This is a genomic window from Kineococcus lubricus (assembly GCF_050871965.1).
Classification (GTDB): domain Bacteria; phylum Actinomycetota; class Actinomycetes; order Actinomycetales; family Kineococcaceae; genus Kineococcus.
In genome coordinates this window covers 1-23,005 of sequence record NZ_JBJLSK010000048.1, presented here as the reverse complement: position 1 = coordinate 23,005, position 23,005 = coordinate 1, and the positions used below count along the sequence as shown (strand labels likewise).

Here is a 23,005-nt window from a genome sequence, read left to right as displayed (position 1 = left end):
TATTTTTTTTTTTTTTTTTTTTTTTTTTTTTGTTTTTTTTTTTTTTTTTTTTTTTTTTTTGGTGTTTGGGGGTGGGGGGGGGGGGGGGGGGGGGGGGGGGGGGCCCCCCCCCCCCCCCCCCCCCCCGCCGCGCCGCAGCGGCTACCGTGCGGGCATGTCCGACCTGACCACCGACGCCGCCGCCGCCCTGGCCGCGGTGAAGCCGAAGCTGCGCGGCTGGCTGCACGCCGGCACCTTCCCGGCGGCGATCGTGGCGGGCGCGGTGCTGGTGATCCTGGCCCCCACGGCGGCCTCGCGCACGGCCGCCCTCGTCTTCGCCGTCACCGCGGCGCTGCTGTTCGGCACCAGCGCGCTCTACCACCGGGGCACCTGGTCACCGCGGGCGAACGCGGTGCTGCGGCGGCTGGACCACAGCAACATCTTCCTCGTCATCGCCGGCACCTACACCCCGCTGGCGGTGACGACCCTGCCCGCCGACCAGGCCCGCACCCTGCTGACGCTGGTCTGGGCGGGGGCGGGGGCGGGAGTCCTCTTCCGGCTGTTCTGGATCGGCGCCCCGCGCTGGCTCTACACCCCCGTCTACGTCGCCCTCGGCTGGGTCGCGGTGGGGTACCTGGGGAGGTTCGCCGACGGCGGCGGGACGGCCGTGGCGGTGCTGGTCGCCGTGGGCGGGTTGTTCTACTCCCTGGGCGCGCTGGCCTACGGGACGAAGCGCCCGAACCCCAGCCCCCGCTGGTTCGGCTTCCACGAGGTGTTCCACGCCGGCACCGTGCTCGGGTTCGCGGCGCACTTCACGGCGATCGCGCTGGCGACCTACCGCCTGGCCTGAACCGCCACGGCCAGGTCGGCCGCCGAGGTCGTGGGCGCCTCGCACACCCGCCCGCGGCACACGTACGCCGCGGCGGCTCCGCCGACCAGCCCCCGGTGCGCCAGCAGCTCCGGCACCTCCTCGCCCGGCACGCCCCGGGCCACCACCAGCCCCGGGGCCGTCGCGGCGAGCGCGACCCGGTGCAGCGCAGCGGCTCCCGCGTCGCCCGCCGGCCCGACCACGGCGACCTCGCGCGGCCCGTCCGCCAGCGCCTCGGCCACCGCCAGCCCCCACCCGGCGAACCGCGGCGAGGCCGCCGCGACCGCACCGGCCACCCCCAGCGCCCGGACCGCCGCGTCGGTGAACTCCGCCGCACCGGTCAGCGCCCCCAGCGACAGCAGCACCCCCGCCGCCGCCGAGCTGCCCGACGGCGTCGCCCCGTCGGAGGGGTCCGCGGGCGAACCCGCCCCGTCCCGCGCCGCCGACAGCGCCGGGTCGACGTCGGCGACGTCCACCAGCCCGTCCGCACCGGTGAACCGGGTCAGCACCTCGCGGCCGAGGTCGGCGGCCACGCTGAACCAGCGCCGCTCCCCCGTCGCCGCGTGCAGCGCCAGCAACCCCTCGGCCAGGTCCACGAGGTCCTCCAGCACCGCGGCCGGGGACCCCACCACCCCGTCGCGCGAGACCCGCCGCCACACCCCGTCGACGCGGTGCACCTCGAGCAGGAACTCCGCCGCCTCGCGCGCGGCCAGCAGCAGGTCCGGGCGCGGCAGCAGTGCCCCCGCCTCGGCGAGCGCCGCGACCGCCAGCCCGTTCCACGCCAGCACGACCTTGTCGTCGCGGGCCGGCTGCGGGCGGTCGGCCCGGGCCGCGGCCAGGCGCTCGCGGACCCGCTGCCACCGCCCGGTCTCCTCGCCGGGGTCGCGGGTGAGCCGGGCGGTGGAAGTGCCGTGCTCGAACGTCCCGGCCTCGGTGACGCCCAGCAGCTCGGCGGCCCACGGCCCGTCGTCGATGCCGAGGACCTCCACGAGGTCACCGGGCGTCCACACGTAGGTGGCGCCCTCGACGGCGCGGGGGTTCCCGTCGGCGTCGGGCACCGGGGTGTCGGCGTCGAGGGAGGCGGCGAACGCACCCTGCGGGGTGCGCAGGTCGTGCAGCAGGAACTCGCAGGTCTGCTCGGCGACGCGGCGGTGCTCGACGTTCCCCGTCGCCCGCCAGGAGTGCAGGTACACCCGGGCCAGCAGCGCGTTGTCGTACAGCATCTTCTCGAAGTGCGGGACGACCCAGCCGGCGTCGACGGCGTACCGGGCGAAACCCCCGCCGACCTGGTCGGCGGTGCCGCTGCGGGCCATCGCCGTCAGCGTGCGCGCGGCCAGGCCCGCGGCCCGCTGCGACCCGGTGCGGGCGGCGTGCCGCAGCAGGAACTCGCAGACCATCGACGGCGGGAACTTCGGCGCACCGCCGAAACCGCCGTGGACGGTGTCCTCCTCGGCCGCGAGGGCGTCCACCGCCGCGGCCAGCTCGGCCTCCCGCGGCACCTCCCCCACCGGCGGGGTCATCGCCCCCAGCGCCGCCGCGATCCGGCCGCTGGAGGCCAGCACCTCCTCGCGCCGGTCCCGCCACGCCTCCCCGACCGCGGTGAGCAGCTGCCGGAACGAGGGCAGCTGCGGGTGCGGCCGGTTCGGGAAGTACGTGCCGGCGAAGAAGATCCGCCCGTCGGGGGTGCAGAACGTCGTCATCGGCCAGCCGCCCTGCCCGGTCATCGCGGTCGTCGCGGCCATGTGGACGGCGTCGACGTCGGGACGTTCCTCGCGGTCGACCTTGACGTTGACGAACCCGGCGTTCATCTGCGCGGCCGTGGCCGGGTCCTCGAACGACTCGTGCGCCATGACGTGGCACCAGTGGCAGGCCGCGTACCCGGTGGACACCAGGACGGGCACGTCCCGGCGCCGGGCCTCGGCGAACGCCTCCTCGCCCCACTCCTGCCAGTCGACGGGGTTGCCGGCGTGCTGGAGGAGGTACGGGCTGGTGGAGCGGGCGAGTCGGTTGGCCACCCGCTCACGGTGCCACGGCGCGGGCGGCCGGGCGCCCCGGGAAGGCGACGGCCCGCGGCGCCCCGGTAGCGTCGCGCCCCGTGACCGTCCCCGCACCGATCACCGGCCTGACCTTCCACCACATCGGCGTCGCCTGCCGCGACCTGGACCGCGAGCAGGCCGGGTACGCCCTGCTCGGGTACGTCCCCGAGGGCCCCGACTTCGAGGACCCCCTGCAGGGGGTGCGCGGGCGGTTCCTGGTGGCCGAGGGCCAGCCGCGCGTGGAGCTCCTCGTCAACTCCGAGGGGTCGGCGACGCTCGACCCCTGGCTCAAGGGGCCCGCCCGGGTCTACCAGCAGGCGTACACGACGCCGGCGTTCGACGAGACCGTCGCCCGCTTCCAGGCGGCGGGGGCGCGGGTCGTCTCCCCGCCGGTCCCCGCGGTGGCCTTCGACGGCCGGCGCATCTGCTTCGTGATGCTGCGGACGATGACGCTGGTGGAGGTGATCGAGGCGTGAGGTTCGGGGTCCTGGGGACCGGGCACTGGGCCCGCACCACCCACGGGGCGGCGCTGGCGGCCCACCCCGACGTCGAGCTCGTCGGGTTCTGGGGGCGCGACCGCGACCGCACCCGCGCCGCCGCGGACGAGCGCGGGACCGCGGCCTTCACCGACCTCGACGACCTGCTGGGGTCGGTGGACGCGGTGAGCCTCGCGCTGCCGCCGGACGTGCAGGCGCAGGTGGCGCTGCGCGCGGCGGTCGCGGGCCGGCACCTGCTGCTGGACAAGCCGATCGCCACCGACCTGCGGCGCGCCGACGCCCTCGTGGAGGCGGTGCGGCGCCACGGGGTCGCGAGCGTGGAGTACCTGACGTACCTGTTCCAGCCGGACGTCACCGGCTGGCTGGACCGGATGCGGGACCTGGCCGCCGAGCACGGCCCGTGGGAGGGCGGGGTGTTCCGCTGGGCGGGCACGATCGACGCGCCCGGCAACCCCTACGGCGCCTCGGCGTGGCGCCGGGAGCGGGGCGGGCTGTGGGACACCGGCCCGCACGCGCTGTCGATCGTGCGGGAGCTGTTCGCCGACGTCGTGCGGGTCAGCGCCGGCCGCGGCCCGCGGGACGCGGTGAACGTCGCGCTCGAGCACGCCGACGGGGCCGGCACGAGCCTGTCGCTGACCCTCACCGCCCCCGCCGGGACCGGCGGGTCGTTCGCGACGGTGTGGGGGCCCGGCGGCCGGCACGACCTGCCGCGCTTCCACGGGACCCCGCAGGAGGGGTTCGAGCGCGCGGTGGACCGGCTGCGCGCCGCGGCGGCGTCGGGGGGACCGGACGCGCTGGACGTGGTGCACGCGCGCGGGACCGTCGCGGTCCTGGCCGCCGTCGAGGAGCACCTCGCGCGGCCGGACCGGGCGACGGCCGTGCCTCAGCCCTGAGGCGGGTCCTGCGACGGCGGGGCCGTCGGGGTGGTCGAGGCGGCGCGCTCCTCGGCCTCGGCGCGGGCGCGGTGGTTCACCCGCTGGATGCGCCGCGCCATGCTGCGGCCGAGGAAGTACACGGCCACCGCGAGGACGAACAGCAGGACGAAACCCCACAGGCCCGGCGTGACGAGGTCCGCGTCCACCTTCGGGGTGGCCGGGGCGGTGGACGTCGCGGTGGACGTCGCGCTGGGTGACGGGGTGGTGAGCCCGAGGGCCGAGGTCACGGGCGCAGCCCCGCGAACAGGTCGTCCTCGGGCGTCGTCGTCGGCACGTGGCTGATCGCGAGGTGGAAGTCCTCGGTCGGCCACAGCTCGCGCTGCAGGTCCAGCGGGACGCCGAAGAACCAGCCGTCGGGGTCGATCTGGGTCGCGTGCGCGAGCAGCGCCCGGTCGCGGGTCTCGAAGAACTCCCCGCACTCCACCCGCGTGGTGATCTCCAGCTCCTTACGCGCGCCGGGTTCCTCCTCGGCGATGCGCTGCATCCACTCCGCGAAGGGCGACTCCTCGCCCTGGGCGAGCAGCGCCTCGTGGAAGGTGCGCATCCGGTCCCGGGAGAAGCTCGCGTGGTAGTAGAGCTTCGACGTCTTCCACGCCTCGCCGGCGTGCGGGAACCGGGTGGCGTCGGCCGCGGCGTGGAAGGCCGCGAGCGAGACCGTGTGGGTCATGATGTGGTCCGGGTGCGGGTAGCCGCCGGACTCGTCGTACGTCGTCATGACGTGCGGCCGGAACTCGCGCACGACGTGCACGAGGGCGTCGACCGTGAACTCCTCCGGCGTCAGGGCGAAGCAGCCCTTCGGCAGCGGCGGCAGCGGGTCGCCCTCGGGCAGGCCGGAGTCCACGTACCCCAGCCACCGGTGCTGGACGCCGAGGATCCGCGCCGCCTCGGCCATCTCGTGGCGCCGGTACTCGCCCATGTCGCGCAGCAGCTGCGCGTTCTCCTTCAGCCGCGGGTTCAGCACGTCGCCGCGCTCACCCCCGGTGCACGACACGACGAGCACCTCGACGCCCTCGGCCACGTACTTGGCCATCGACGCGGCACCCTTGCTGGACTCGTCGTCCGGGTGGGCGTGGACGGCCATCAGCCGCAACGTCTCCGACACCGTGGCTCCTCTCACACTGGACGGGCGTCGCGACCCCGGGGACGGGGTGCGACCATCGGGGTCCATCCTCGCCGATCCGCGGTGCCGACCGAGCACCGCCCTCGCCCCGCAGGAGCACGACCGACGTGAGCACCCCCCAGACGCCCCCGGGTGGTCCCGGCCGCGTCGACCCGGCCGTCCTGGCCGCCCGCTACGGCCGGCGGCCCCCGCGCAGCGGGCCGCCCTGGTACCGGCGGCCGGTGCCGCTGGCGGCGGCGGTGCTCGGGGCGCTGCTCGTGCTGGCCTACGGCGTGTGGGTGGCCGTCGAGGGGACCCGCGGCCCCTCGTACACCGAGATCAGCCACCGGATCGTCGACGACCGCACCGCCGAGCTGCGCTTCGCCGTGACCCGCGAGGCCGGGACGGCGGTCCGCTGCCAGGTCCACGCGCTCGACGGGTCCTCCGCCGAGGTCGGGCTCCTGCAGGTCGACCTGCCCGCGTCACCGGAGACCGACGTGCAGGAATCGGTGCAGGTCAAGACCACCAGCCGGGCCGTGACGGTGGGCGTCGAATCGTGCTCAGCGGTGTCGCCCTGACCCTTTCGGAGCTAGGGTTGACCTTTCGAGTCGCTCGCTCCCGCGCTGGCGGGGCCGGGCGACTCGGTTTTTTGCCGGCGGCAGGAGGCCGCCGGGAAGGCACGTGACAGGGAGCAGACCGTGAGCGACACGACCACCGGCAGCACCACGTGGCTGACGCAGGACGCCTACGACCGGCTCAAGGCCGAGTACGAGCACCTCTCCGGTGAGGGCCGCACGGAACTGGCCAAGCGCATCGAGCAGGCCCGCGAGGAGGGCGACCTCAAGGAGAACGCCGGTTACCACGCGGCCAAGGAGGAGCAGGGCAAGCAGGAGCTGCGCATCCGCCAGCTGCGCCACCTGCTCGAGACCGCCCAGGTCGGCGACGCCCCGGCCTCGGCCGCCGGCGAGGTCTCCCTCGGGCACGTCGTGACGGTCGAGCTGGCCGGGGACGAGATGAAGTTCCTGCTGGGCAGCCGCGAGGTGGGCGACGCCGCCGGCCTCGACGTCTACTCCGAGAAGTCCCCGCTGGGCTCGGCGATCATGGGCCGCAAGCCGGGCGACGAGGTGACGTACACCGCGCCGAACGGCAAGGAGTTCCCGGTGAAGGTCGTCAGCTCCGAGCCGTACACCGGCTGAGGCGCACGGCGCCGGGGCGCGCTCACCGCGCCCCGGGGCCGGCCTCGCGCGGGCGTCCCCGCTCGTGCTCGGTCGCGTCGTTCGGCGCGGGTTCGTCCGGGGCCAGCGGCGCGTCGGACCCGGCGATGTCCGCCACCTCCTCGGTGCGCCGCCCGCCGCGGGCCAGCGCCGAGACGCCGGTGTTGAGCACCGCCACCAGCGGCACGGCGAACAGCGCCCCCACGATCCCGAAGACCGTCGCCCCGCCGGCGACGGCGAGGATCACCGCGAGGGGGTGGACGGCGACCGCGCGGCCCATGAGGAACGGCTGCAGCAGGTGCGACTCGACCTGCTGCACGGCGATGACGACCCCCAGCATGATCAGCGCGGTCACGACGTCGTGCGCGACGAGGGCGACCAGCACCGCGACGGTGCCCGACAGCAGGGCCCCCACGATCGGGATGAACGCGCCGAGGAAGACCAGCAGCCCCAGGGACGTCGCCAGCGGCACCTGCAGGATCGCGGCGCCGACGGCGACGCCGACGCCGTCCACGAGCGCGACGACGATCGTGGCCCGCATGTAGTGCGTGAGCGTCACCCAGGACTGCCGGGAGGCGTCGTCCACCGGGTCGCGGGCCGGGAGGGGCAGCAGGTGCAGCAGCCACGACCAGATGCGCCGGCCCTCCAGCAGGAAGAAGAACGACGTGAACAGGCAGATGAAGAACCCCGCCACGACGTGCCCGGCCGTCGAGACGACGCCGGTGGCCCCGGCGATGAGGGTGCTCCGGTTCTGCGAGATCGTCGTCCCGATCTGCGAGACGTAGTCGGAGATCGCCGTCGAGGTCAGGTGCAGCGGCCCGGTGGACAGCCACCTCTCGACCTCGGCGACGCCCCGGGTGGCGGAGTCGGTGAGGTCGGACCACTGGCTGGAGGCCTGCGAGCCGACGATGGTCACCAGGCCGGCGACGACCCCCGCGGCCACCAGCAGCGTCACCAGCACCGCGATCGCCCGCGGCACGTGCAGCCGCAGGTTCAGCGCGTTCACCACCGGCGCCAGCAGCGCGGTGATGAGCATCGCGATGAGCACCGGGATGAAGATCTCGCTGACGAAGCTCAGGCCGTAGGCGAGCAGCACGACGCCGGCGACGACCACGACGAACCGCCAGGACCAGTCGGCCGCCAGCCGCAGGGCCGGGCTCACGTACGGACGGCCCGGGGGGTGCGGGGGCTGCGGGTGCGGCATGGGGATCATCCTGCCCCCGGCCCCGGGGGGCGGCCCGGCCGGGCGGCCCGGGTCGTGAACCGTGCACACGACCGTCACGTCCCGTCCCCGGACGCTCACCGAACCCCGTCGCGCATCGGGGCGGGCGGACGTAGGTTCGCCGGTGTGAGCATCAGCCCGACTCCCCCGCTCCCCCTCGAACCCCCCGCCGACCTGCCCCGCACCCTCGGCGCGCTGCGCGCCTCCGGCCACCGGCACGTGCCCGTCAAGGAGGAGCTGCGGGCCAACCTGCTGGCCCGCATGCGCGCCGGGGCCGACCGCTTCCCCGGCGTCGTCGGCTACGAGGACACCGTCGCCCCCGAGCTCGAGCGCGCCCTGCTGGCCGGGCACGACGTCGTGCTGCTCGGCGAGCGGGGGCAGGGCAAGACCCGCCTGCTGCGCTCCCTGGTGGGCCTGCTCGACGAGTGGACCCCCGTCATCGAGGGCTCCGAGCTCAACGAGCACCCCTACGCCCCCCTGACCCCCGCCTCCCGCCGCCGCGTCGCGGCCGAGGGCGACGACCTGCCCGTCGCCTGGCTGCACCGGTCCCTGCGCTACGGCGAGAAGCTCGCCACGCCCGACACCTCCGTCGGCGACCTCATCGGCGACGTCGACCCCGTGAAGGTCGCCGAGGGCCGGGCGCTGGGCGACCCCGAGACCATCCACTTCGGGCTGGTGCCCCGCACCAACCGCGGCGTCTTCGCCCTCAACGAGCTGCCCGACCTGGCCGAGCGGATCCAGGTCTCGCTGCTGAACGTGCTGGAGGAGCGCGACATCCAGGTCCGCGGCTACCAGCTGCGGCTGCCGCTGGACCTGCTGCTGGTCGCGAGCGCCAACCCCGAGGACTACACCAACCGCGGGCGGATCATCACGCCGCTGAAGGACCGGTTCGGCGCCGAGGTCCGCACCCACTACCCGCTGGAGCTGTCGGTGGAGGTCGACCTCGTCCGGCAGGAGGCGGCGACGGTCGCGGAGGTCCCCGAGCACCTGCTGGAGGTCATCGCCCGGTTCACCCGCGCGGTGCGGGAGTCGCCCGCGGTGGACCCCGCCTCGGGGGTCTCGGCCCGCTTCTCGATCGCGGCGGCCGAGACGGTGTCGGCGGCGGCGCTGCGCCGGCACGCCCTGTCCGGGGAGCGGACCGACCCGGTGGCGCGGGTCGGCGACCTGCACACCGTCGTCAGCGTGCTCGGCGGCAAGGTCGAGTTCGAGCAGGGCGAGGAGGGCCGGGAGGTCGAGGTCCTGGAGCACCTGCTGCGCACCGCGATCGCCGAGACGTACCGGGCGCTGCTGGGCGGGGCCGAGCTGTCCGGGTTCTCCGAGCTCGTCACCGACGGCCGGACCATCGAGACCGGTGACCTCGTGCCGGCCGAGCGGCTCCTGGAGCAGGTCGGGACCGTCGCGGGCCTGGCCCAGGTCCTGGACCGGCTGGGTCTGCCCGAGGTCACCCCCGGCCGGGCCGCGGCGGGGGTCGAGTTCGTCCTGGAGGCCCTGCACCTGACGCGGCGCCTGGACAAGCTCGTCCTGGACGACGGCCGGACGGTCTACGGCAGCTGAGCCGGGGCGGGCGCGGCGTGGCCGTGGTGGGCCACGACCCGGTCGCGGCCCGAGCGCTTGGCGGTGTACAGCGCGGCGTCGGCCAGGGCCAGGAGCTCGGCCGCCGACCCCGCGCCCGCCGGGGACGTGGCGACGCCGACCGAGACGGTCACCCGCACGACGAGGCCGCCGTCGGGGTCGAGGGGCACGCCGAGCCGGGCGCACCGGCGGCGCAGCTGCTCGGCGCGTTCCACGGCGGCCTCCCGGCCGGTCCCGGGCAGGACGAGGACGAACTCCTCGCCGCCGTGGCGCACGACGACCTCCCCGGCCCGCCAGCCGGCGACCAGCTCGGCGGCGACGGCCCGCAGCACGTCGTCGCCGACGGCGTGCCCGTGGGAGTCGTTGACCCGCTTGAAGTGGTCGACGTCGACGACCACGACCGAGACGGGCCGGCCCTGGGCCAGGGCGGCCGGCAGGCTGACGTCCAGCACCCGGCGGTTGTGCAGACCGGTCAGCGGGTCCCGCACCGCGTCCTCGTGCAGCTGCGCCCGCAACTCCTCGTTCTCCCGCAGCTGGGCGGCCAGCCGCCCGTTGACCTCGCTCAGCGCGTCGCGCTGGGCGACGACCGCGGTGACGTCGCGCAGCACCACGACGCGGCCGATGACGGTGCCGCGGCGGTCGCGCAGCGCCTGCGCGTGGGCCTCGACGTGGACGGCGCCGCCCAGCCGGACCCGGCGGCGGTCGCCGGCGGCGGTGGTGAGGGCGTCCAGGACGTCGGGGGCGAAGACCCGCGCGGCGGGCCGGCCCAGCAGCACGCCGTCGACGTCGGGGTGGTCCCCGGTGACGAGGCGGCGGGCGGCGGCGTTGAGCTCGACGACGTGGTCACCGTCGTCGAGGACGACGACGGCGTCGGGCAGGCGTTCCAGGACGTGCTCGCGCGCCACCGGCAGGACCCGCAGCAGGCCGTGGCCGGAGACCGCGCGGGCGTTGAGCAGGCCGGTGAGGACGAAGGCGAGCGGGGTCCAGTCCAGCCCGCCCATCTCGTCGTACCAGACCAGCAGCAGGACGTTGGCCACCGCCGGGGGCACGGCCCCCAGGACCGAGGCGGTGAACAGGGGCCGGGCCGCGCGGGGGGCGCGGCGCCAGGCGCGCAGGACCGTGCCCAGCCCGGCGACGGTCAGCGCCCAGCAGTACAGGGCGTTGAGGTGGAACAGCGGGGCGAAGGAGTCGCGCAGGACCGGCGGGCCGCCACCGGGGCGGGGCCCGAGCCGGTCGGTGAAGAACCACTGGTGCTCGCCGTCGAGGGCCAGGGCGGTCAGCAGCAGGACGGGGACGGGCAGCAGCCACAGGCAGCGGCGGCGCACGGTCCAGGTGCGGTCGACGACCGCGCGGCAGAACAGCAGGAGCGCCGCGACGGTGACGTGCACGCCGAGGAGCAGCACCCAGCGGGCGGCCACCTGCACGCCGACGGGCACGGGGGCCAGCTGCACCGCCGACCCCAGCGACCACAGGGCGGTGGCGGCCATCGTCACCGCCAGCAGCACCGAGGCGGTGCTGCGCGGGCGGTGGCGCAGCGAACCGGCCGCGGTGGCGAGCCCGGCGAGCCCGCCGAGGACGAAGACGGTGACGACGGCACCGACGACCGTGCTCGACACGCCACCACCTCCTCCCCGGGTCCCCCGGTCGGGGGCTCCTCAGGGGATCGGGGCGCGCGCGGGGGCCCTTGACGACGTGTGCCCCGTCCGCAGCAGCGGACGGGGCACACGGGCCGGGGATCAGTCGTTCTGCGGGAAGCCCAGGTTCAGGCCGCCGTGCGAGGGGTCGAGCCAGCGCTCGGTCACGACCTTGCCGCGGGTGAAGAAGTGCACGCCCTCGACGCCGTGGGCGTGGGTGTCGCCGAACAGCGACTGCTTCCAGCCGCCGAAGGAGTAGTACCCGACCGGCACCGGCACCGGCACGTTGATGCCGATCATGCCGACCTGGACCTCGTTGCGGAACTTGCGCGCCGCCCCGCCGTCGTTGGTGAAGATCGCCACGCCGTTGCCGTACTTGTTGGAGTTGATGAGCTCCAGGCCCTCGTCGTAACCGCTGACGCGCAGGACGGACAGGACCGGCCCGAAGATCTCGTCGGCGTAGATCGAGTGCTCGGGCTTGACGTTGTCGAACAGCGTCGGCCCGAGCCAGTAGCCGTCGGCGTCGCCGTCGGGGACGACCTCGCGGCCGTCGATGACGAGGTCGGCGCCCTCGGCCACGCCGGCGTCGACGTAGCCGGTGACCTTGTCGCGGTGCGGGCCGGTGACCAGCGGGCCCATGTCGCAGCCGCGGCGGCCGTCGCCGGTGCGCAGCGTCGCGACGCGCTCCTTGATCTTGGTGATCAGCTCGTCGGCGACGGAGTCCACCGCGACGAGGGCGGAGATGGCCATGCAGCGCTCGCCGGCGGAGCCGAACCCGCCGTTGACGGCGGCGTCGGCGGCCAGGTCCAGGTCGGCGTCGGGCAGGACCAGCATGTGGTTCTTCGCCCCGCCCAGGGCCTGCACGCGCTTGCCGTGCTTGGTGCCGGTCTCGTACACGTACTGCGCGATCGGGGTGGAGCCCACGAAGGAGACCGACGCCACGTCGGGGTGGGTCAGCAGCCCGTCGACGGCGACCTTGTCCCCGTGCAGGACGTTGAACACGCCGTCGGGCAGGCCCGCGTCCTTCCACAGCTGGGCGATGAAGTTCGCCGCGGACGGGTCCTTCTCGCTCGGCTTGAGCACGACGGTGTTGCCGGCGGCGATGGCGATGGGGAAGAACCACATCGGGACCATGGCCGGGAAGTTGAACGGGGAGATGATCGAGACGACGCCCAGCGGCTGGCGCAGGGAGTAGACGTCGACCTTGGTGGAGGCGTTCTCGGTGAACGCGCCCTTGACCAGGTGGTTGATGCCGCAGGCCAGCTCGACGATCTCCTGGCCGCGCGAGACCTCGCCCAGGGCGTCGGACAGGACCTTGCCGTGCTCGGCGGTGATGATCTCCGCCAGCTCGGGCTTGCGCTCGTTCAGCAGCTCGCGGAACTTGAACAGGATCGTGGTGCGGCGGGCCAGCGACGTGTCGCGCCACCCCGGGAACGCGGCCTTCGCGGCGGCCACGGCGGCGTCCACGTCGGACGGCGAGGCCAGCCCGAGGACCTTGGTGCGCTTGCCGGTCGCCGGGTCGAACACGTCCGCCGTGCGGTCACCGGACCCGGCCGTCGCGGCACCGGCGATCCAGTGCGGGACGTGCGGCAGGTCCGTGCTGGGACCGGAGGCACCAGCGGCGGCGGTGGTGCTGGCGGTGGTGGTGGTCACGAATGCCCTCCTCGGACGTCATCGGCGGGAAGACTCCCGCCGGGTAGTCGAACAGGGAGCATCATGCCACCCCCTCGACCCCCTTTGTCCAGACAAACTGTCATGGACTGGTGTCCGGGGGCGACGGATCGACGGTCCCGCCGTCCCTGGCGCGCTCCGGGCGACGGACGTAGCGTGCACGCGTGGCCCGAGACGCGTGGAGCAGGCGACGGGGCGGTCGCTACCGGTACGGCGAGTGGGCGGGCGGACCCGACCCGTTGGCTCCCCCCCACGACGTCCGGGCGGCGCTGGACCGCGTCGGGCGCGAGGTGCTGTCCGGCGGGTCGCTGCGCGAGGCGCTGCGCGACCTGCTGCGCAACGGCCCCGACGGCCGCTCCGGCCTGGAGGACCTGCGGGCCCGCGCGGCCCGGCTGCGGCGCGAGGCCGCCCGCCGCGGCGACCTCGACGGGGCCCTGACCACCGCCCGCGCCCAGCTCGACCAGGCCCTGGCCGCCGAGCGCGAGGAGCTCGCCGGGCGCGACGACGACGACGCCCGGTTCGCCGAGACCCGCCTGGACGCCCTGCCCCGCTCCACCGCCCAGGCCGTGCGGGACCTGGAGGACTACCGCTGGGCCAGCGAGCAGGCCCGGCAGCAGTACCAGCAGATCCTCGACCACCTGCGCGACGACGTCGTCGGCCAGCAGTTCCGCGGGATGAAGGACGCGCTGCGGAACGGCGGTCCCGAGGCGATGCAGGCGCTCAAGGACGTGATGAGCGACCTCAACGACCTGCTCGCGAAGAAGGCCCGCGGCGAGGACACCGCCGCCGACTTCGAGGAGTTCATGGCGAAGCACGGCGACACCCTGGGCGAGGAGGGGATCGAGAGCCTCGACGACCTCGTCGACGCCCTGGCCCGCCGGGCCGCCGCCGCGTCCCGGCTCATGCGGTCGCTGTCCCCGGCCCAGCGCGAGGAGCTGTCCGCGTTGATGCAGCAGGCTCTCGGGAACGACGTCGACCTCCAGGCGCAGATGGCCCAGCTGGGCGACAACCTGCGCGCGCTGCGCCCCGACCTGGACTCCTCCCGCGGCGAACGCGTCCGCGGCCGCGGCGACCAGCCGCTCGGCTACGGCGAGGCCGCCGACGCGCTGCAGGACATCTCCGAGCTCGACGACCTGCTCGACCAGCTCGGCGCCGAGCACCCCGGCGCCACCCTCGACGACGTCGACGTCGACGTCCTCGAGCGGCAGCTCGGCCGCGGCGCCGCCGACGACCTGCGCCGGCTGCGCGACCTCGAGCGCGAGCTCCAGCGGCAGGGCTGGCTGACCCGCTCCCCCGACGGCCTCACCCTGTCACCCAAGGCGTTGCGCCGCCTGGGCCAGACCGCGCTGCGGGACGTGCTGGGCCGCACCCGGATGGGCGGGCGGGGCGACCACGAGAACACCGACGCCGGCGCCGGCGGGGAACCCACCGGCGCGACGCGGCGCTGGCGGTTCGGCGACGAGCAGCCCCTGGACGTCGTCCGCACCGTCTCCAACGCCCTGCACCGCGGCACCTCGCCCGACGGGGCGGTCCGGCTGACCTGGGAGGACTTCGAGGTCGTCGAGACCGAGCGCCGCGCCGGGGCGGCCGTCGCCCTGTGCGTCGACCTGTCGTTCTCGATGGCCGCCGAGGGGCGCTGGGGGCCGATGAAGGAGACGGCGCTCGCGCTGTCGCACCTGGTCTCGACGAAGTTCCCGCACGACGCGCTGCAGATCATCGGTTTCGGCCTGCACGCCCAGCCGCTGACCGTGGCCGAGCTGGCCGGCGTCGAGCCGGACTTCGTGCAGGGCACGAACCTCCAGCACGCGCTGAGCCTGGCGCGCCGGCACCTGCGCCGGCACCCCGACGCCGAACCCGTCGTCCTGGTCATCACCGACGGCGAGCCCACCGCGCACCTGGTCCCCGGTCGCGACGCCACCGAGTCGTTCTTCCAGTGGCCGCCCACGGCCGAGACCGTGCGGGCCACCGTGCGGGAGGTCGACCAGCTCACCCGGTTCGGCGCCACCATCAACCTGTTCATGCTCGGCGAGGACCCGGGCCTGCGCCGGTTCGTCGACGCCGTGGCCCGCCGCAACGGCGGCCGGGTGCTCTCACCCAGCCCGGACCGGCTGGGGCAGTATGTCGTCGCCGACTACCTGCGCGCCCGCGCGGGACGGGGCGGCACCCGCCGCGCCTCCTGACCCCCCGCTCCCCCGCGGCGCCTCGGAGGCGCGGAAACGGGTTGGTCGGCGCGGGGCGGGGTGTGGCAGCGTGCCGGGGTGAACAGCGCCGCCCGGGTCGTCGAGGCCGTCCTCCCGCGCAGGCTCGGTACCGGGTTCCGCTGGCTCATCGCGTCCAGCTGGGCCAGCAACCTCGGTGACGGCCTCGCCCTGGCCGCCGGGCCGCTGCTGGTGGCCTCCCTGACCGACGACGCGTTCCCGGTGGCGCTGGCCGCGCTCGCCGCGTGGCTGCCGCCGCTGCTGTTCGGGCTGACCGCGGGCGTCCTGTCCGACCGGGTGGACCGCCGGGCGATCGTGGTGACCGTCGACGTCGTGCGCGCCGCGCTGCTGGCCGCGCTGGCCGCGGTCGTCCTGTCCGGGCACGCCACGGTCCCGCTCGTGCTGGCGGCTTTGTTCCTGCTCGCCACGGCCGAGGTGTTCGCGGACAACACCGCGAGCACGCTGCTGCCGGTGCTGGTGGCGCGCGAGGACCTCGCCGTGGCCAACGCCCGCGTCCAGACGGGTTTCGTGACGGTCAACCAGCTCGCCGGTCCCCCGCTGGGGGCGGCGCTGTTCACGGCCGGGACGTTCGCGCCGTTCGCGGCGCAGGCCGCGCTGTGCGCGCTGGCCGCGGTGTTCGTGAGCCGGCTGCGGCTGCCGCCCCGGCCCGCGCGGCCGCCGTCGAAACCCTGGCACGACGTCGTGGAGGGGATCCGCTGGACCGCGCACCACCCGGCCGTGCGGACCCTCGTGGTGACGATCTTCACCTTCAACGTCACGTTCGGCGCCGCGTGGTCGATCCTCGTCCTGTACTCCACCCAGCGACTGGGCCTGGGCGCCGTCGGGTACGGCCTGGTGACGACCGCCGGGGCGGTCGGCGGGATCGCGGGGACCCTGGCCTACGGGTGGATCACCCGGCACGTCAGCCTGGGGAACCTCATGCGCGTCGGGCTGGTCGTCGAGACGCTGACGCACCTGGCGCTGGCCCTGACGACGAGCCCGTGGGTGGCGCTGCCGGTGTTCGTCGTGTTCGGGATGCACGCCTTCGTGTGGGGCACGACGTCGATCACCGTGCGCCAGCGGGCCGTCCCGCACGACCTCCAGGGCCGGGTCGGGGCGGTGAACACCGTCGGGACGTTCGGCGGGCTGGCCCTCGGCAGCGGCGTGGGAGGCGTTCTGGCGCAACGCTTCGACGTGACGGCGCCGTTCTGGTTCGCGTTCGCGGGGTCGGCGGTGTTCGTCGTCCTCATCTGGCGTTCGCTGAGCCACGTCGCCCACGCCGACGAGCACCCCGACCAGGAGCACGAGGAGGAACCCGAGGAGGTCGCCGGGCCGCGGTGAACCGCGGCCCGGCGGGGGCTCCGGTGGGGCCTCAGCCCAGCGCCTGCGCCAGGTCGGCGACGAGGTCGTCGGCGTCCTCGATGCCCACCGACAGCCGCACGAGGTCGTCGGGGACCTCCAGCAGCGACCCGGCCACCGAGGCGTGGGTCATCTTCCCGGGGTGCTCGACGAGCGACTCGACGCCGCCGAGGGACTCCCCCAGGGTGAACAGCTCGGTCGCCTTGCACACCGCCAGCGCGTCCTCCACCGACGCGGTGCGGAACGAGATCATCCCTCCGAACCGCTTCATCTGCTTCGCCGCGACGTCGTGGTTGCGGTGCTCGGGCAGGCCCGGGTAGAGGATCCGCGTGACCCGCGGGTGGGACTGCAGGAACTCCACGACGCGCTCGGCGTTGTCGCAGTGCCGTTCCATCCGCACCGCGAGGGTCTTCAGCCCGCGCTGGACCAGCCAGGAGTCGAACGGCCCGGGGACCGCGCCCATGGAGTTCTGGTGGAACCCGATGCGCTCGGCCAGGGAACCCCCGCGGCCGTCGTCGCCGTCGCGCACGACGACCGCGCCGCCGACGACGTCGGAGTGACCCCCGGCGTACTTCGTCGTGGAGTGCACGACGAGGTCGGCGCCCAGGACGAGCGGGGTCTGCAGGTACGGGGTGGCGAAGGTGTTGTCGACGACGAGCAGCGCCCCGGCGGCGTGCGCGATCTCGGCGATCGCGGCGATGTCCCCGACGGTCAGCAGCGGGTTCGTCGGCGTCTCCAGCCACACCAGGCGGGTGCGGCCGGGCTCGACGGCCCCGCGCACGGCGTCCAGGTCGGCCAGGTCGACGGGGGTGTGCTCCACGCCCCACGGCTCGGCGACCTTCTTCACGAGCCGGTAGGTGCCGCCGTAGGCGTCGTTCGGGATGACGACGTGGTCCCCGGGCCGGCACAGCGCCCGCAGGATCGCGTCCTCGGCGGCCAGGCCGGAGGCGAAGGCGAACCCGGCGGCGCCCTGCTCCAGCGCGGCCAGCTGCGTCTCCAGCGACGTGCGGGTCGGGTTCCCGGAGCGGGAGTACTCGTAGCCGGTGCCGAGGCCGGTGCGCAGGGCCCCGACCCCGTCCTGCTTGTAGGTGGAAACCTGGTAGATCGGCGTCACGACGGCGCCGGTGGCGGGGTCGGCCTCCTGGCCGGCGTGGATGGCGCGGGTCGAGAAACCGGGCAGCTCGGAGTTGGTCACGGGCTGAGCCTACGAGCCCGCCCGGGTGGTCCCCCGGCCGCCGCAGCGGCCGGGGGACGCCGGGTCGGTGCGGGGGTCAGGAGCAGGCGACGGGGGTGGCGACCGTCAGCGGTTCCTGGGCGCGCTCGTCGAGCAGCAGGTGCACGAGGTCGCGGGCCTCCTGCGCGGCCGGGACGAACGCCGAGCCGTCGGCGCGGGGTTCGGTCCGGATGCCCTGCAGGGCGAGGGTCTGCGCGGTCTCGGCCGCCTGGGCGGCGGTCAGGTCGTACCCGCAGGGCGGGTCGAAGGCGACCTGGTCGGGGGTGGGCAGGGCGTTGTCGGCCCCGGCGAAGGCGACGGTGGTGCGTTCGGCGGCGCTGCGGGCCGGGGACGCGGCGGTGGCGTCGGCGATCTCGGCGCGGCGCTCGTCGACCATGCCGAGGGTGGCGCGCGCGGCGGTGACCTGGGTGGACACCCGCCGCTGGTTCAGCAGCGCCGGGTTGGCCTCCTCCAGCTCGGAGGCGGGGGCGTTGCTGGCCTCGACGAGGATGCCCAGGGAGTGCCGCAGGCCGGCGGTGTTGCGCAGGATGCGCTCCTGCCCGTCGCCGGCGAGCTGGGCGACGACGTTCCCGTCGGGGTCGTAGCGGTAGCCGTAGATCCCGGTGCTGTTTCCGCCGGCCTCGACGGCGGGCAGCACCTCCTGCTCGGTGAGGTCGCGGGACAGGTCGTGGACGCGCTGGTCGAGGTTGCGGTTGCGCGGCCACAGCGCGATGAGGTCGCGGTCGTAGCTGTCGGGGGTGGGGCCGTACTCGTGCAGGTCGTGGACGACGTCGGGGCGCAGGTCGCGCTGGAGCTGGGCGATGACCTGGGCCTCGGCGGTGCGCAGGAGCAGGTGGTCGCGGTTGACGTCGACGCCCTGGGAGTTCTCGCGGGTATTCGCGGCGACGCCGTCGGGGTTCACGGTCGGCACGAACAGGACCGTGGTGGTGCGCAGGAACTCCGCGGTGGCGGGGTCGGTCGTGGTCGCGAGGTCGCGCGCCAGGGTCAGGCACGCCTCCCGGCCGCTGGGCTCGTCGCCGTGCTGGGTGCAGGTGAACAGCACCGAGCTGCCGCGCGCGATCGCCTCGGCGGCCGGCGGCTGCGGCGTGCCGACGGCGACGAGCTGGAGGGGGCGGTCCTGGGCGGTGCGGCCGACCTCGGTGACGGTGAGGCGGGCGCTGGCCGCGTCGAGGGCCTGGAGGAACTGCTGCTCCTGCTCCAGGGTGGTCCAGGCCGCGCCGCCGGAGGCCTCGAAGCCGGTCCGGAGGCCGCCGGGGACGGCGGGGCCGGGCAGGCCCGGTCCGTCGGCGGCGGCGGGGCCGGCGAGCGCCACGGTGGTGACGGCGAGGGCTCCGGCGAGCACGAGACCCGTGGCGCGCGAACGGCGGCGGTCACGCGCGGGACGTGGGGACAGAGGAAGCACTGCGACTCCAGAGGGTAGGTACCTGTGGGACAGCTGTGAAGTCATCTGACCAGGTACCCGTGCCGGGCACAAGGGGCCCGGCACGGGAACGTCCCGGCGCCCGCCGTGGTTGCACCGGGCACGAGAGAAGGGAAGTGGGCATGCGGTTCGGCAACCCGTACAAGACCACGATGGTGACGGCGGAGGAGGCCCTGGAGGGGTCGGCGACGCGGCGCTTCGAGGTCCCGGCGACCCACGCGGTCCTGGGCACCCCGCTGGAGGGCCCCTGGCCCGAGGGCACCGAGGTGATCTCGTTCGGCATGGGCTGCTACTGGGGCGCGGAGCGCATCTTCTGGCAGGTCCCGGGCGTGGTGACGACCGCGGTGGGCTTCCAGGGCGGCTTCACGCCGAACCCGACGTACTACGAGTCCACGACGGGCCGCACCGGCCACGCCGAGACGGTCCTGGTCGCCTACGACCCCGCGCGGGTCAGCCCCGAGGTCCTGCTGAAGACGTTCTGGGAGAACCACGACCCCACGCAGGGCTACCGGCAGGGCAACGACCGCGGCACGGAGTACCGCTCCGCGGTCTACACGACCACGGACGAGCAGTTCGAGGCCGCGCAGCGCACCCGGGAGACGTTCCAGCGCGAGCTGACCGAGCACGGTCACGGGCGGATCACCACCGAGATCCGCCGGGCCGAGGACGCCGGACCGTTCTGGTACGCCGAGGAGGAGCACCAGCAGTACCTGCACAAGATCCCCAACGGGTACTGCAACCACGGCCCGAACGGGCTGACGTGCCAGATCGGGCTGGTCGCCACCGACTGACCGGTACCGACTGACCCGGCGCGGACGCAGAGAGGGGACGGTGCCCGTGGGCACCGTCCCCTCTCGTCTGCCTACGCCCCCCAGCGCACGCGTGGGCCACCCGTCCCCCCGGCGGGGTGCCCAGGCAGATCCTCCCAGAGCGTCCAGGGCCGCGACAGCCTCCGCGTGGCCCCCTTTGGGGGGCGGTCGACCCGCCGTTTCGGTACCCTCCCCCCGAGAAGAGGGGATCTCGACGTGGCTGCCAGCACCGACACCGACCCGGCGGACGACCCCGCGGACGACCCGGCGGACGACCCCGTGGACGACGCCGCGCCCGCGCGGACCCTGCGGCTCGCGGCGGTCGACGACCACCCGGCGCTGCTCGCCGGCCTGCAGCTCGAACTGGCCCGGCTGGACGAGCGGGTCGTCTTCGTGGCGACGGCGCCGACCGTGCCCGAGCTGCTGTCCGCGCTCACCGGCGCCCCGGCGCCCGACGTCGTGCTGCTCGACCTGCGGCTGGGGGACGGTTCGCGCCCGGCGGACAACGTCGCCGCCCTCTGCGCGGCGGGCTCGCGGGTGCTGGTCTACACCGAGGGCCGCCTGCACGCGGAGGCGCTGGAGGCGATGCAGGCCGGGGCGCAGGGCGTCCTGCTGAAGGACCGGCCGGTGACGACCGTCGCGGAGGCGCTGTGGGCGGTGTCCGACGGCGACACGGTGTCCTCGGCCGAGACGGCGGCGGCGCTGCAGGTCGACGAGTCGCTCACCTCCCACCTGTCCCCGCAGGAGCGGCGCGTCCTGGAGCTGTACGCCGGGGGCATGCCGGCCCGCTCGGTGGCGCTGCGGCTGGGCGTGACCCCGGAGACGGCCAAGAGCTACCTCAAGCGCATCCGCGCGAAGTACGCGGCGGTCGACCGGCCGGCGTACACGCGCATGGAGCTCTACCGGCGGGCCGTCGAGGACGGCGTCCTCGCGCCGGTGTCGGTGCCCGCCCCCGGCTCCCGTGCCGACGACTGACCGGGCGGTGACCGGCCGGTGACGCGGCGCGGGGTCCACCGGTTGCTGGCCCTCGTGCTGGCGCTGGCGATGGTGTCGGTGGCGCCCACGGTCGTGGCGAACCTGGCCGCCGGGCCGGCGCGGGAGCCCGCGTGGTGGTCGGCGCTGGTGCTGGCCGGGTACGTCGCGGTCCTCGCCGGGCTCGTGGTGCACGCGGTGCGCCGCACCCGTCCGTGGGGGCCGGTGTGGGCGCTGGTGCTGCTCGGCGACGCCGCGCTGGGGACCTACCCCGCCCTCGCCGGCCGTCCCGACGACGTCCCGTGGGTGCTGGCCCTGTCCCCGCTGACGGTGGGGGCCGGAGCCGTCGCCGTCCCGTCGCTGTGGGGGGCGCTGGGCCTGACCTGCGCGCACCTGGTGCTGCGGGGGGCGCTGCAGGTGTCGGGGGTCTGGACGGTCCCCGGCGACGTCGCGGTCCTCGACGCCGTGGGGCTGCTGGTCATCGGCACGGCCACCTCGGTGGCGGTGCTGTCGGTGCGGGCCGCGGCCCGGCAGGTCGAGACGGCGCGGGGGGCGGCCGAGCGGGCCGCCGCCGAGGCCGCCGCGGCGCGGGCGGTGGAGGTGGAGAACTCCCGCTGGGACGGCATCGTCCACGACGACGTCCTGGCGTCGCTGTCGCTGACCGCGCACGTGCGCGACGCCGCGGACCGCGTGCGGGCCCGGGCCGCGGCCGGGCGGGCCCTGACCAGCATCGTGCGCGACCCCGACGGCGAGCGCGGGCCGGTGCCGGTCGCCGAGGCCGCGGCCCGGCTGTCCGACCGGGTCCTGTCGACGCACCCGCAGGCGGTGCTCACCCTGCCCGGCCGCGCGGACGGGGGGGTGGACCCCGACGCCCTGGAGGCCCTGCAGTCCGCGGCGGTCGAGGCGTGCCGCAACGCCGTGCGGCACGGCGCTCCCGGGGGCGTGCCGACGGTCCGGGTCCGCGTCCGCACCACCCGCGGCCGCGACGGGGACCGGCTGAGCGTGGAGGTGCGCGACGACGGGGTGGGGTTCGACCCGCGGACCGCGACGCCGCGGCTGGGGCTGGCGGTCTCGGTGCGCCGCCGCGCCGACGTCGTGGGCGGCCGGGCGCTGGTGCGCTCGCTGCCCGGGGTGGGCACGGTGGTGCTGCTCAGCGTCCCGGTGAGCCCGGTGAGCCCGGCGTGAGCGGGGTGAACCGGGCGTGCCTGCTGGGCGCGGTCCTGTGGCTGTTCTCGCACGGCCCGCTCGTGGCGCTGCCGTCCCTGCACCAGCACCGGCAGCCGGGGCTGGCGCTGCTGGCGCTGGTCGCGGTGCTCGTCGTGAGCGGGGTCGCGGTCCGCCCGCTGCTGGGGGGCCCGCTGGACCTGTCCCGCCGGGCGGCGGTGGCGATGGCGCTGGTCCCCCCGCTCAGCGGGCTGGCGGTGACGCCGTTCCTCGACGAGTCGCTGTGGCGGACGTACGGGAACTGGTGGCCGGGGCTGTCCCAGGTCCTCGTCGCCGCGCTCGTCATGCGCCGGCGCCCGCTGGCGGGGCTGCTGGCGGAGGTGGCCTCGGCGGCGGTCCTGGGGGTGCTGGTCGCGGGGTCGGACCTGCCGCACCGGGCGGTGGCGTTCGCGGCGCTGAACCAGCCGGCGCTGGTGTGGTTCACCGCCGCGGTGGGGGTGCGGTTCCTGTTCGACCGCACGGCCCGCGACGTGGCCCGCTTCGAGGCCGACGCGGGCCGCGCGGTGGCCGCGCGCGCCGGGACGGAGGCGCGGGAGGCCAGCGCCCGGCAGCGCCGCGACGACCTGGAGCACAGCACGGTCCCGCTGCTGCGGCGGGTCGCGCTGAGCGACCCGGACTCCCCCGCCTGGCCCTTGCTGTCGCGGGCGGCGCTGACGCTGGAGCGGCGGCTGCGCGACGACCTGCGGGCCCGGGACCTGCTCGACGACCGGGTCCGCACGGCGCTGCGCCGGGCCCGTGCCCGGGGCTGCGAGGTCGACGTGGTGGACGACCGGGGGCCCGGTGCGACCGTGGACGGGTTCGTCCAGGGGTTGCGCACGGTGCTGGCGCCGGTGCTGACGGCCTGCGGCGGCGCGCGGGTGACGTTGCGGCTGCCCCCGGGCGGTGACGTCGCGACGCTGGCGGTGGACGGCTCGGCCGCCGAGGCGGACGCGGTGGCCGCGGCGCTGCGGATGGCGCACCTGCGCGGGGTGGCGCTGGAGGTGGCGACGGACCTGCACGTGGAGGGGGCGTTCGGCTCCCTGTGGGCCGAGCTGCGGCCGGGGGCGGTGCCGCCCCCGGCCG

The 23,005-nt window shown here is 75.4% G+C and carries 20 protein-coding genes; 12 read left to right on the top strand and 8 right to left on the bottom strand.

The genetic code is table 11. From position 1 onward, the window contains the following. Positions 1-154: 154 nt before the first annotated feature. On the top strand, positions 155-829 hold the full coding sequence (gene trhA, locus ACRYRX_RS21515) for a PAQR family membrane homeostasis protein TrhA (protein WP_432515190.1): 675 nt from the start codon (positions 155-157) through the stop codon (positions 827-829). On the opposite strand, the gene ACRYRX_RS21510 is transcribed toward trhA, so the two are convergent. After that, entirely contained in the window at positions 814-2,862 is a 2,049-nt protein-coding gene (locus tag ACRYRX_RS21510; protein WP_432515189.1) for a thioredoxin domain-containing protein, read from the bottom strand. The two genes, trhA and ACRYRX_RS21510, sit on opposite strands and share 16 nt — an antisense overlap. An 80-nt stretch (positions 2,863-2,942) precedes the next feature. On the opposite strand from ACRYRX_RS21510, the gene ACRYRX_RS21505 reads away from it, so the two are divergent. Both ACRYRX_RS21505 and ACRYRX_RS21500 read left to right on the top strand, forming a co-directional pair. Beyond that, the gene (locus tag ACRYRX_RS21505; RefSeq protein WP_432515188.1) at positions 2,943-3,359 is read left to right on the top strand and encodes a VOC family protein; all 417 of its coding nucleotides are present in this window, start codon (positions 2,943-2,945) and stop codon (positions 3,357-3,359) included. Then, positions 3,356-4,273 carry a Gfo/Idh/MocA family protein gene (locus ACRYRX_RS21500; protein WP_432515187.1) on the top strand — a complete coding sequence of 306 codons (918 nt, stop codon included), beginning with the start codon at positions 3,356-3,358 and terminating at the stop codon, positions 4,271-4,273. Before ACRYRX_RS21505 ends, ACRYRX_RS21500 begins: the two co-directional genes overlap by 4 nt. On the opposite strand, the gene ACRYRX_RS21495 is transcribed toward ACRYRX_RS21500, so the two are convergent. Together ACRYRX_RS21495 and mca are read right to left on the bottom strand one after the other, a co-directional pair. Next, on the bottom strand, positions 4,264-4,542 hold the full coding sequence (locus tag ACRYRX_RS21495) for a hypothetical protein (protein ID WP_432515186.1): 279 nt from the start codon (positions 4,540-4,542) through the stop codon (positions 4,264-4,266). The genes ACRYRX_RS21500 and ACRYRX_RS21495 overlap by 10 nt on opposite strands. Beyond that, positions 4,539-5,417 carry a mycothiol conjugate amidase Mca gene (gene mca / locus ACRYRX_RS21490; RefSeq protein WP_432515185.1) on the bottom strand — a complete coding sequence of 293 codons (879 nt, stop codon included), beginning with the start codon at positions 5,415-5,417 and terminating at the stop codon, positions 4,539-4,541. The genes ACRYRX_RS21495 and mca overlap by 4 nt, the downstream gene beginning before the upstream one ends. Positions 5,418-5,542: 125 nt before the next feature. Between mca and ACRYRX_RS21485 the strand changes: the two genes are divergently transcribed. Together ACRYRX_RS21485 and greA are read left to right on the top strand one after the other, a co-directional pair. Then, positions 5,543-5,992 (top strand): DUF4307 domain-containing protein, encoded by a 450-nt coding sequence (locus ACRYRX_RS21485; protein WP_432515184.1) that lies wholly within the window; start codon positions 5,543-5,545, stop codon positions 5,990-5,992. Positions 5,993-6,112: 120 nt separating this feature from the next. Further along, positions 6,113-6,610: a transcription elongation factor GreA gene (gene greA, locus ACRYRX_RS21480; protein ID WP_432515183.1), complete on the top strand. Its 498-nt coding sequence runs from the start codon at positions 6,113-6,115 to the stop codon at positions 6,608-6,610. 22 nt (positions 6,611-6,632) lie between these two features. On the opposite strand, the gene ACRYRX_RS21475 is transcribed toward greA, so the two are convergent. Beyond that, a complete protein-coding gene (locus ACRYRX_RS21475; protein ID WP_432515182.1) occupies positions 6,633-7,790 on the bottom strand; it encodes an AI-2E family transporter in 1,158 nt (385 codons plus the stop codon). Positions 7,791-7,976: 186 nt separating this feature from the next. Here ACRYRX_RS21475 and ACRYRX_RS21470 point away from each other — a divergent pair, with 186 nt between their 5' ends. Then, positions 7,977-9,404 (top strand): sigma 54-interacting transcriptional regulator, encoded by a 1,428-nt coding sequence (locus ACRYRX_RS21470; RefSeq protein WP_432515181.1) that lies wholly within the window; start codon positions 7,977-7,979, stop codon positions 9,402-9,404. On the opposite strand, the gene ACRYRX_RS21465 is transcribed toward ACRYRX_RS21470, so the two are convergent. Both ACRYRX_RS21465 and ACRYRX_RS21460 read right to left on the bottom strand, forming a co-directional pair. Further along, a complete protein-coding gene (locus ACRYRX_RS21465; RefSeq protein ID WP_432515180.1) occupies positions 9,392-11,038 on the bottom strand; it encodes a histidine kinase N-terminal 7TM domain-containing diguanylate cyclase in 1,647 nt (548 codons plus the stop codon). The genes ACRYRX_RS21470 and ACRYRX_RS21465 overlap by 13 nt on opposite strands. Positions 11,039-11,158: 120 nt before the next feature. Continuing rightward, positions 11,159-12,649: a CoA-acylating methylmalonate-semialdehyde dehydrogenase gene (locus tag ACRYRX_RS21460; RefSeq protein ID WP_432515191.1), complete on the bottom strand. Its 1,491-nt coding sequence runs from the start codon at positions 12,647-12,649 to the stop codon at positions 11,159-11,161. A 242-nt stretch (positions 12,650-12,891) separates the two neighbouring features. Here ACRYRX_RS21460 and ACRYRX_RS21455 point away from each other — a divergent pair, with 242 nt between their 5' ends. Together ACRYRX_RS21455 and ACRYRX_RS21450 are read left to right on the top strand one after the other, a co-directional pair. After that, entirely contained in the window at positions 12,892-14,907 is a 2,016-nt protein-coding gene (locus tag ACRYRX_RS21455; RefSeq protein WP_432515179.1) for a vWA domain-containing protein, read from the top strand. A gap of 78 nt (positions 14,908-14,985) precedes the next feature. Beyond that, on the top strand, positions 14,986-16,266 hold the full coding sequence (locus ACRYRX_RS21450; protein ID WP_432515178.1) for an MFS transporter: 1,281 nt from the start codon (positions 14,986-14,988) through the stop codon (positions 16,264-16,266). Between the two features lie 31 nt (positions 16,267-16,297). Here the strand turns inward: ACRYRX_RS21450 and ACRYRX_RS21445 are convergent, their stop codons facing one another. Beyond that, the gene (locus ACRYRX_RS21445; RefSeq protein ID WP_432515177.1) at positions 16,298-17,479 is read right to left on the bottom strand and encodes a cystathionine gamma-synthase; all 1,182 of its coding nucleotides are present in this window, start codon (positions 17,477-17,479) and stop codon (positions 16,298-16,300) included. A gap of 76 nt (positions 17,480-17,555) precedes the next feature. Continuing rightward, positions 17,556-18,860, bottom strand: coding sequence for a M14 family zinc carboxypeptidase (locus ACRYRX_RS21440; protein ID WP_432515176.1), 1,305 nt, complete (start codon positions 18,858-18,860; stop codon positions 17,556-17,558). A 200-nt stretch (positions 18,861-19,060) separates the two neighbouring features. On the opposite strand from ACRYRX_RS21440, the gene msrA reads away from it, so the two are divergent. The 4 genes from msrA to ACRYRX_RS21420 form a co-directional block, all read left to right on the top strand. Then, a complete protein-coding gene (gene msrA, locus ACRYRX_RS21435; protein WP_432515175.1) occupies positions 19,061-19,729 on the top strand; it encodes a peptide-methionine (S)-S-oxide reductase MsrA in 669 nt (222 codons plus the stop codon). A gap of 234 nt (positions 19,730-19,963) precedes the next feature. Next, the gene (locus ACRYRX_RS21430; protein WP_432515174.1) at positions 19,964-20,722 is read left to right on the top strand and encodes a sigma factor-like helix-turn-helix DNA-binding protein; all 759 of its coding nucleotides are present in this window, start codon (positions 19,964-19,966) and stop codon (positions 20,720-20,722) included. 18 nt (positions 20,723-20,740) lie between these two features. Then, positions 20,741-21,904: an ATP-binding protein gene (locus ACRYRX_RS21425; RefSeq protein WP_432515173.1), complete on the top strand. Its 1,164-nt coding sequence runs from the start codon at positions 20,741-20,743 to the stop codon at positions 21,902-21,904. Next, positions 21,901-23,005, top strand: a 1,105-nt coding sequence (locus tag ACRYRX_RS21420) for a hypothetical protein (RefSeq protein WP_432515172.1), incomplete at its 3' end; no start/stop codon positions are given. The genes ACRYRX_RS21425 and ACRYRX_RS21420, both read left to right, overlap by 4 nt.

Bases quoted from the DNA above. Each gene is read 5' to 3' on its own strand.
- msrA (WP_432515175.1), top strand. From the start codon at position 19,061: ATGCGGTTCGGCAACCCGTACAAGACCACGATGGTGACGGCGGAGGAG.
- trhA (WP_432515190.1), top strand. From the start codon at position 155: ATGTCCGACCTGACCACCGACGCCGCCGCCGCCCTGGCCGCGGTGAAG.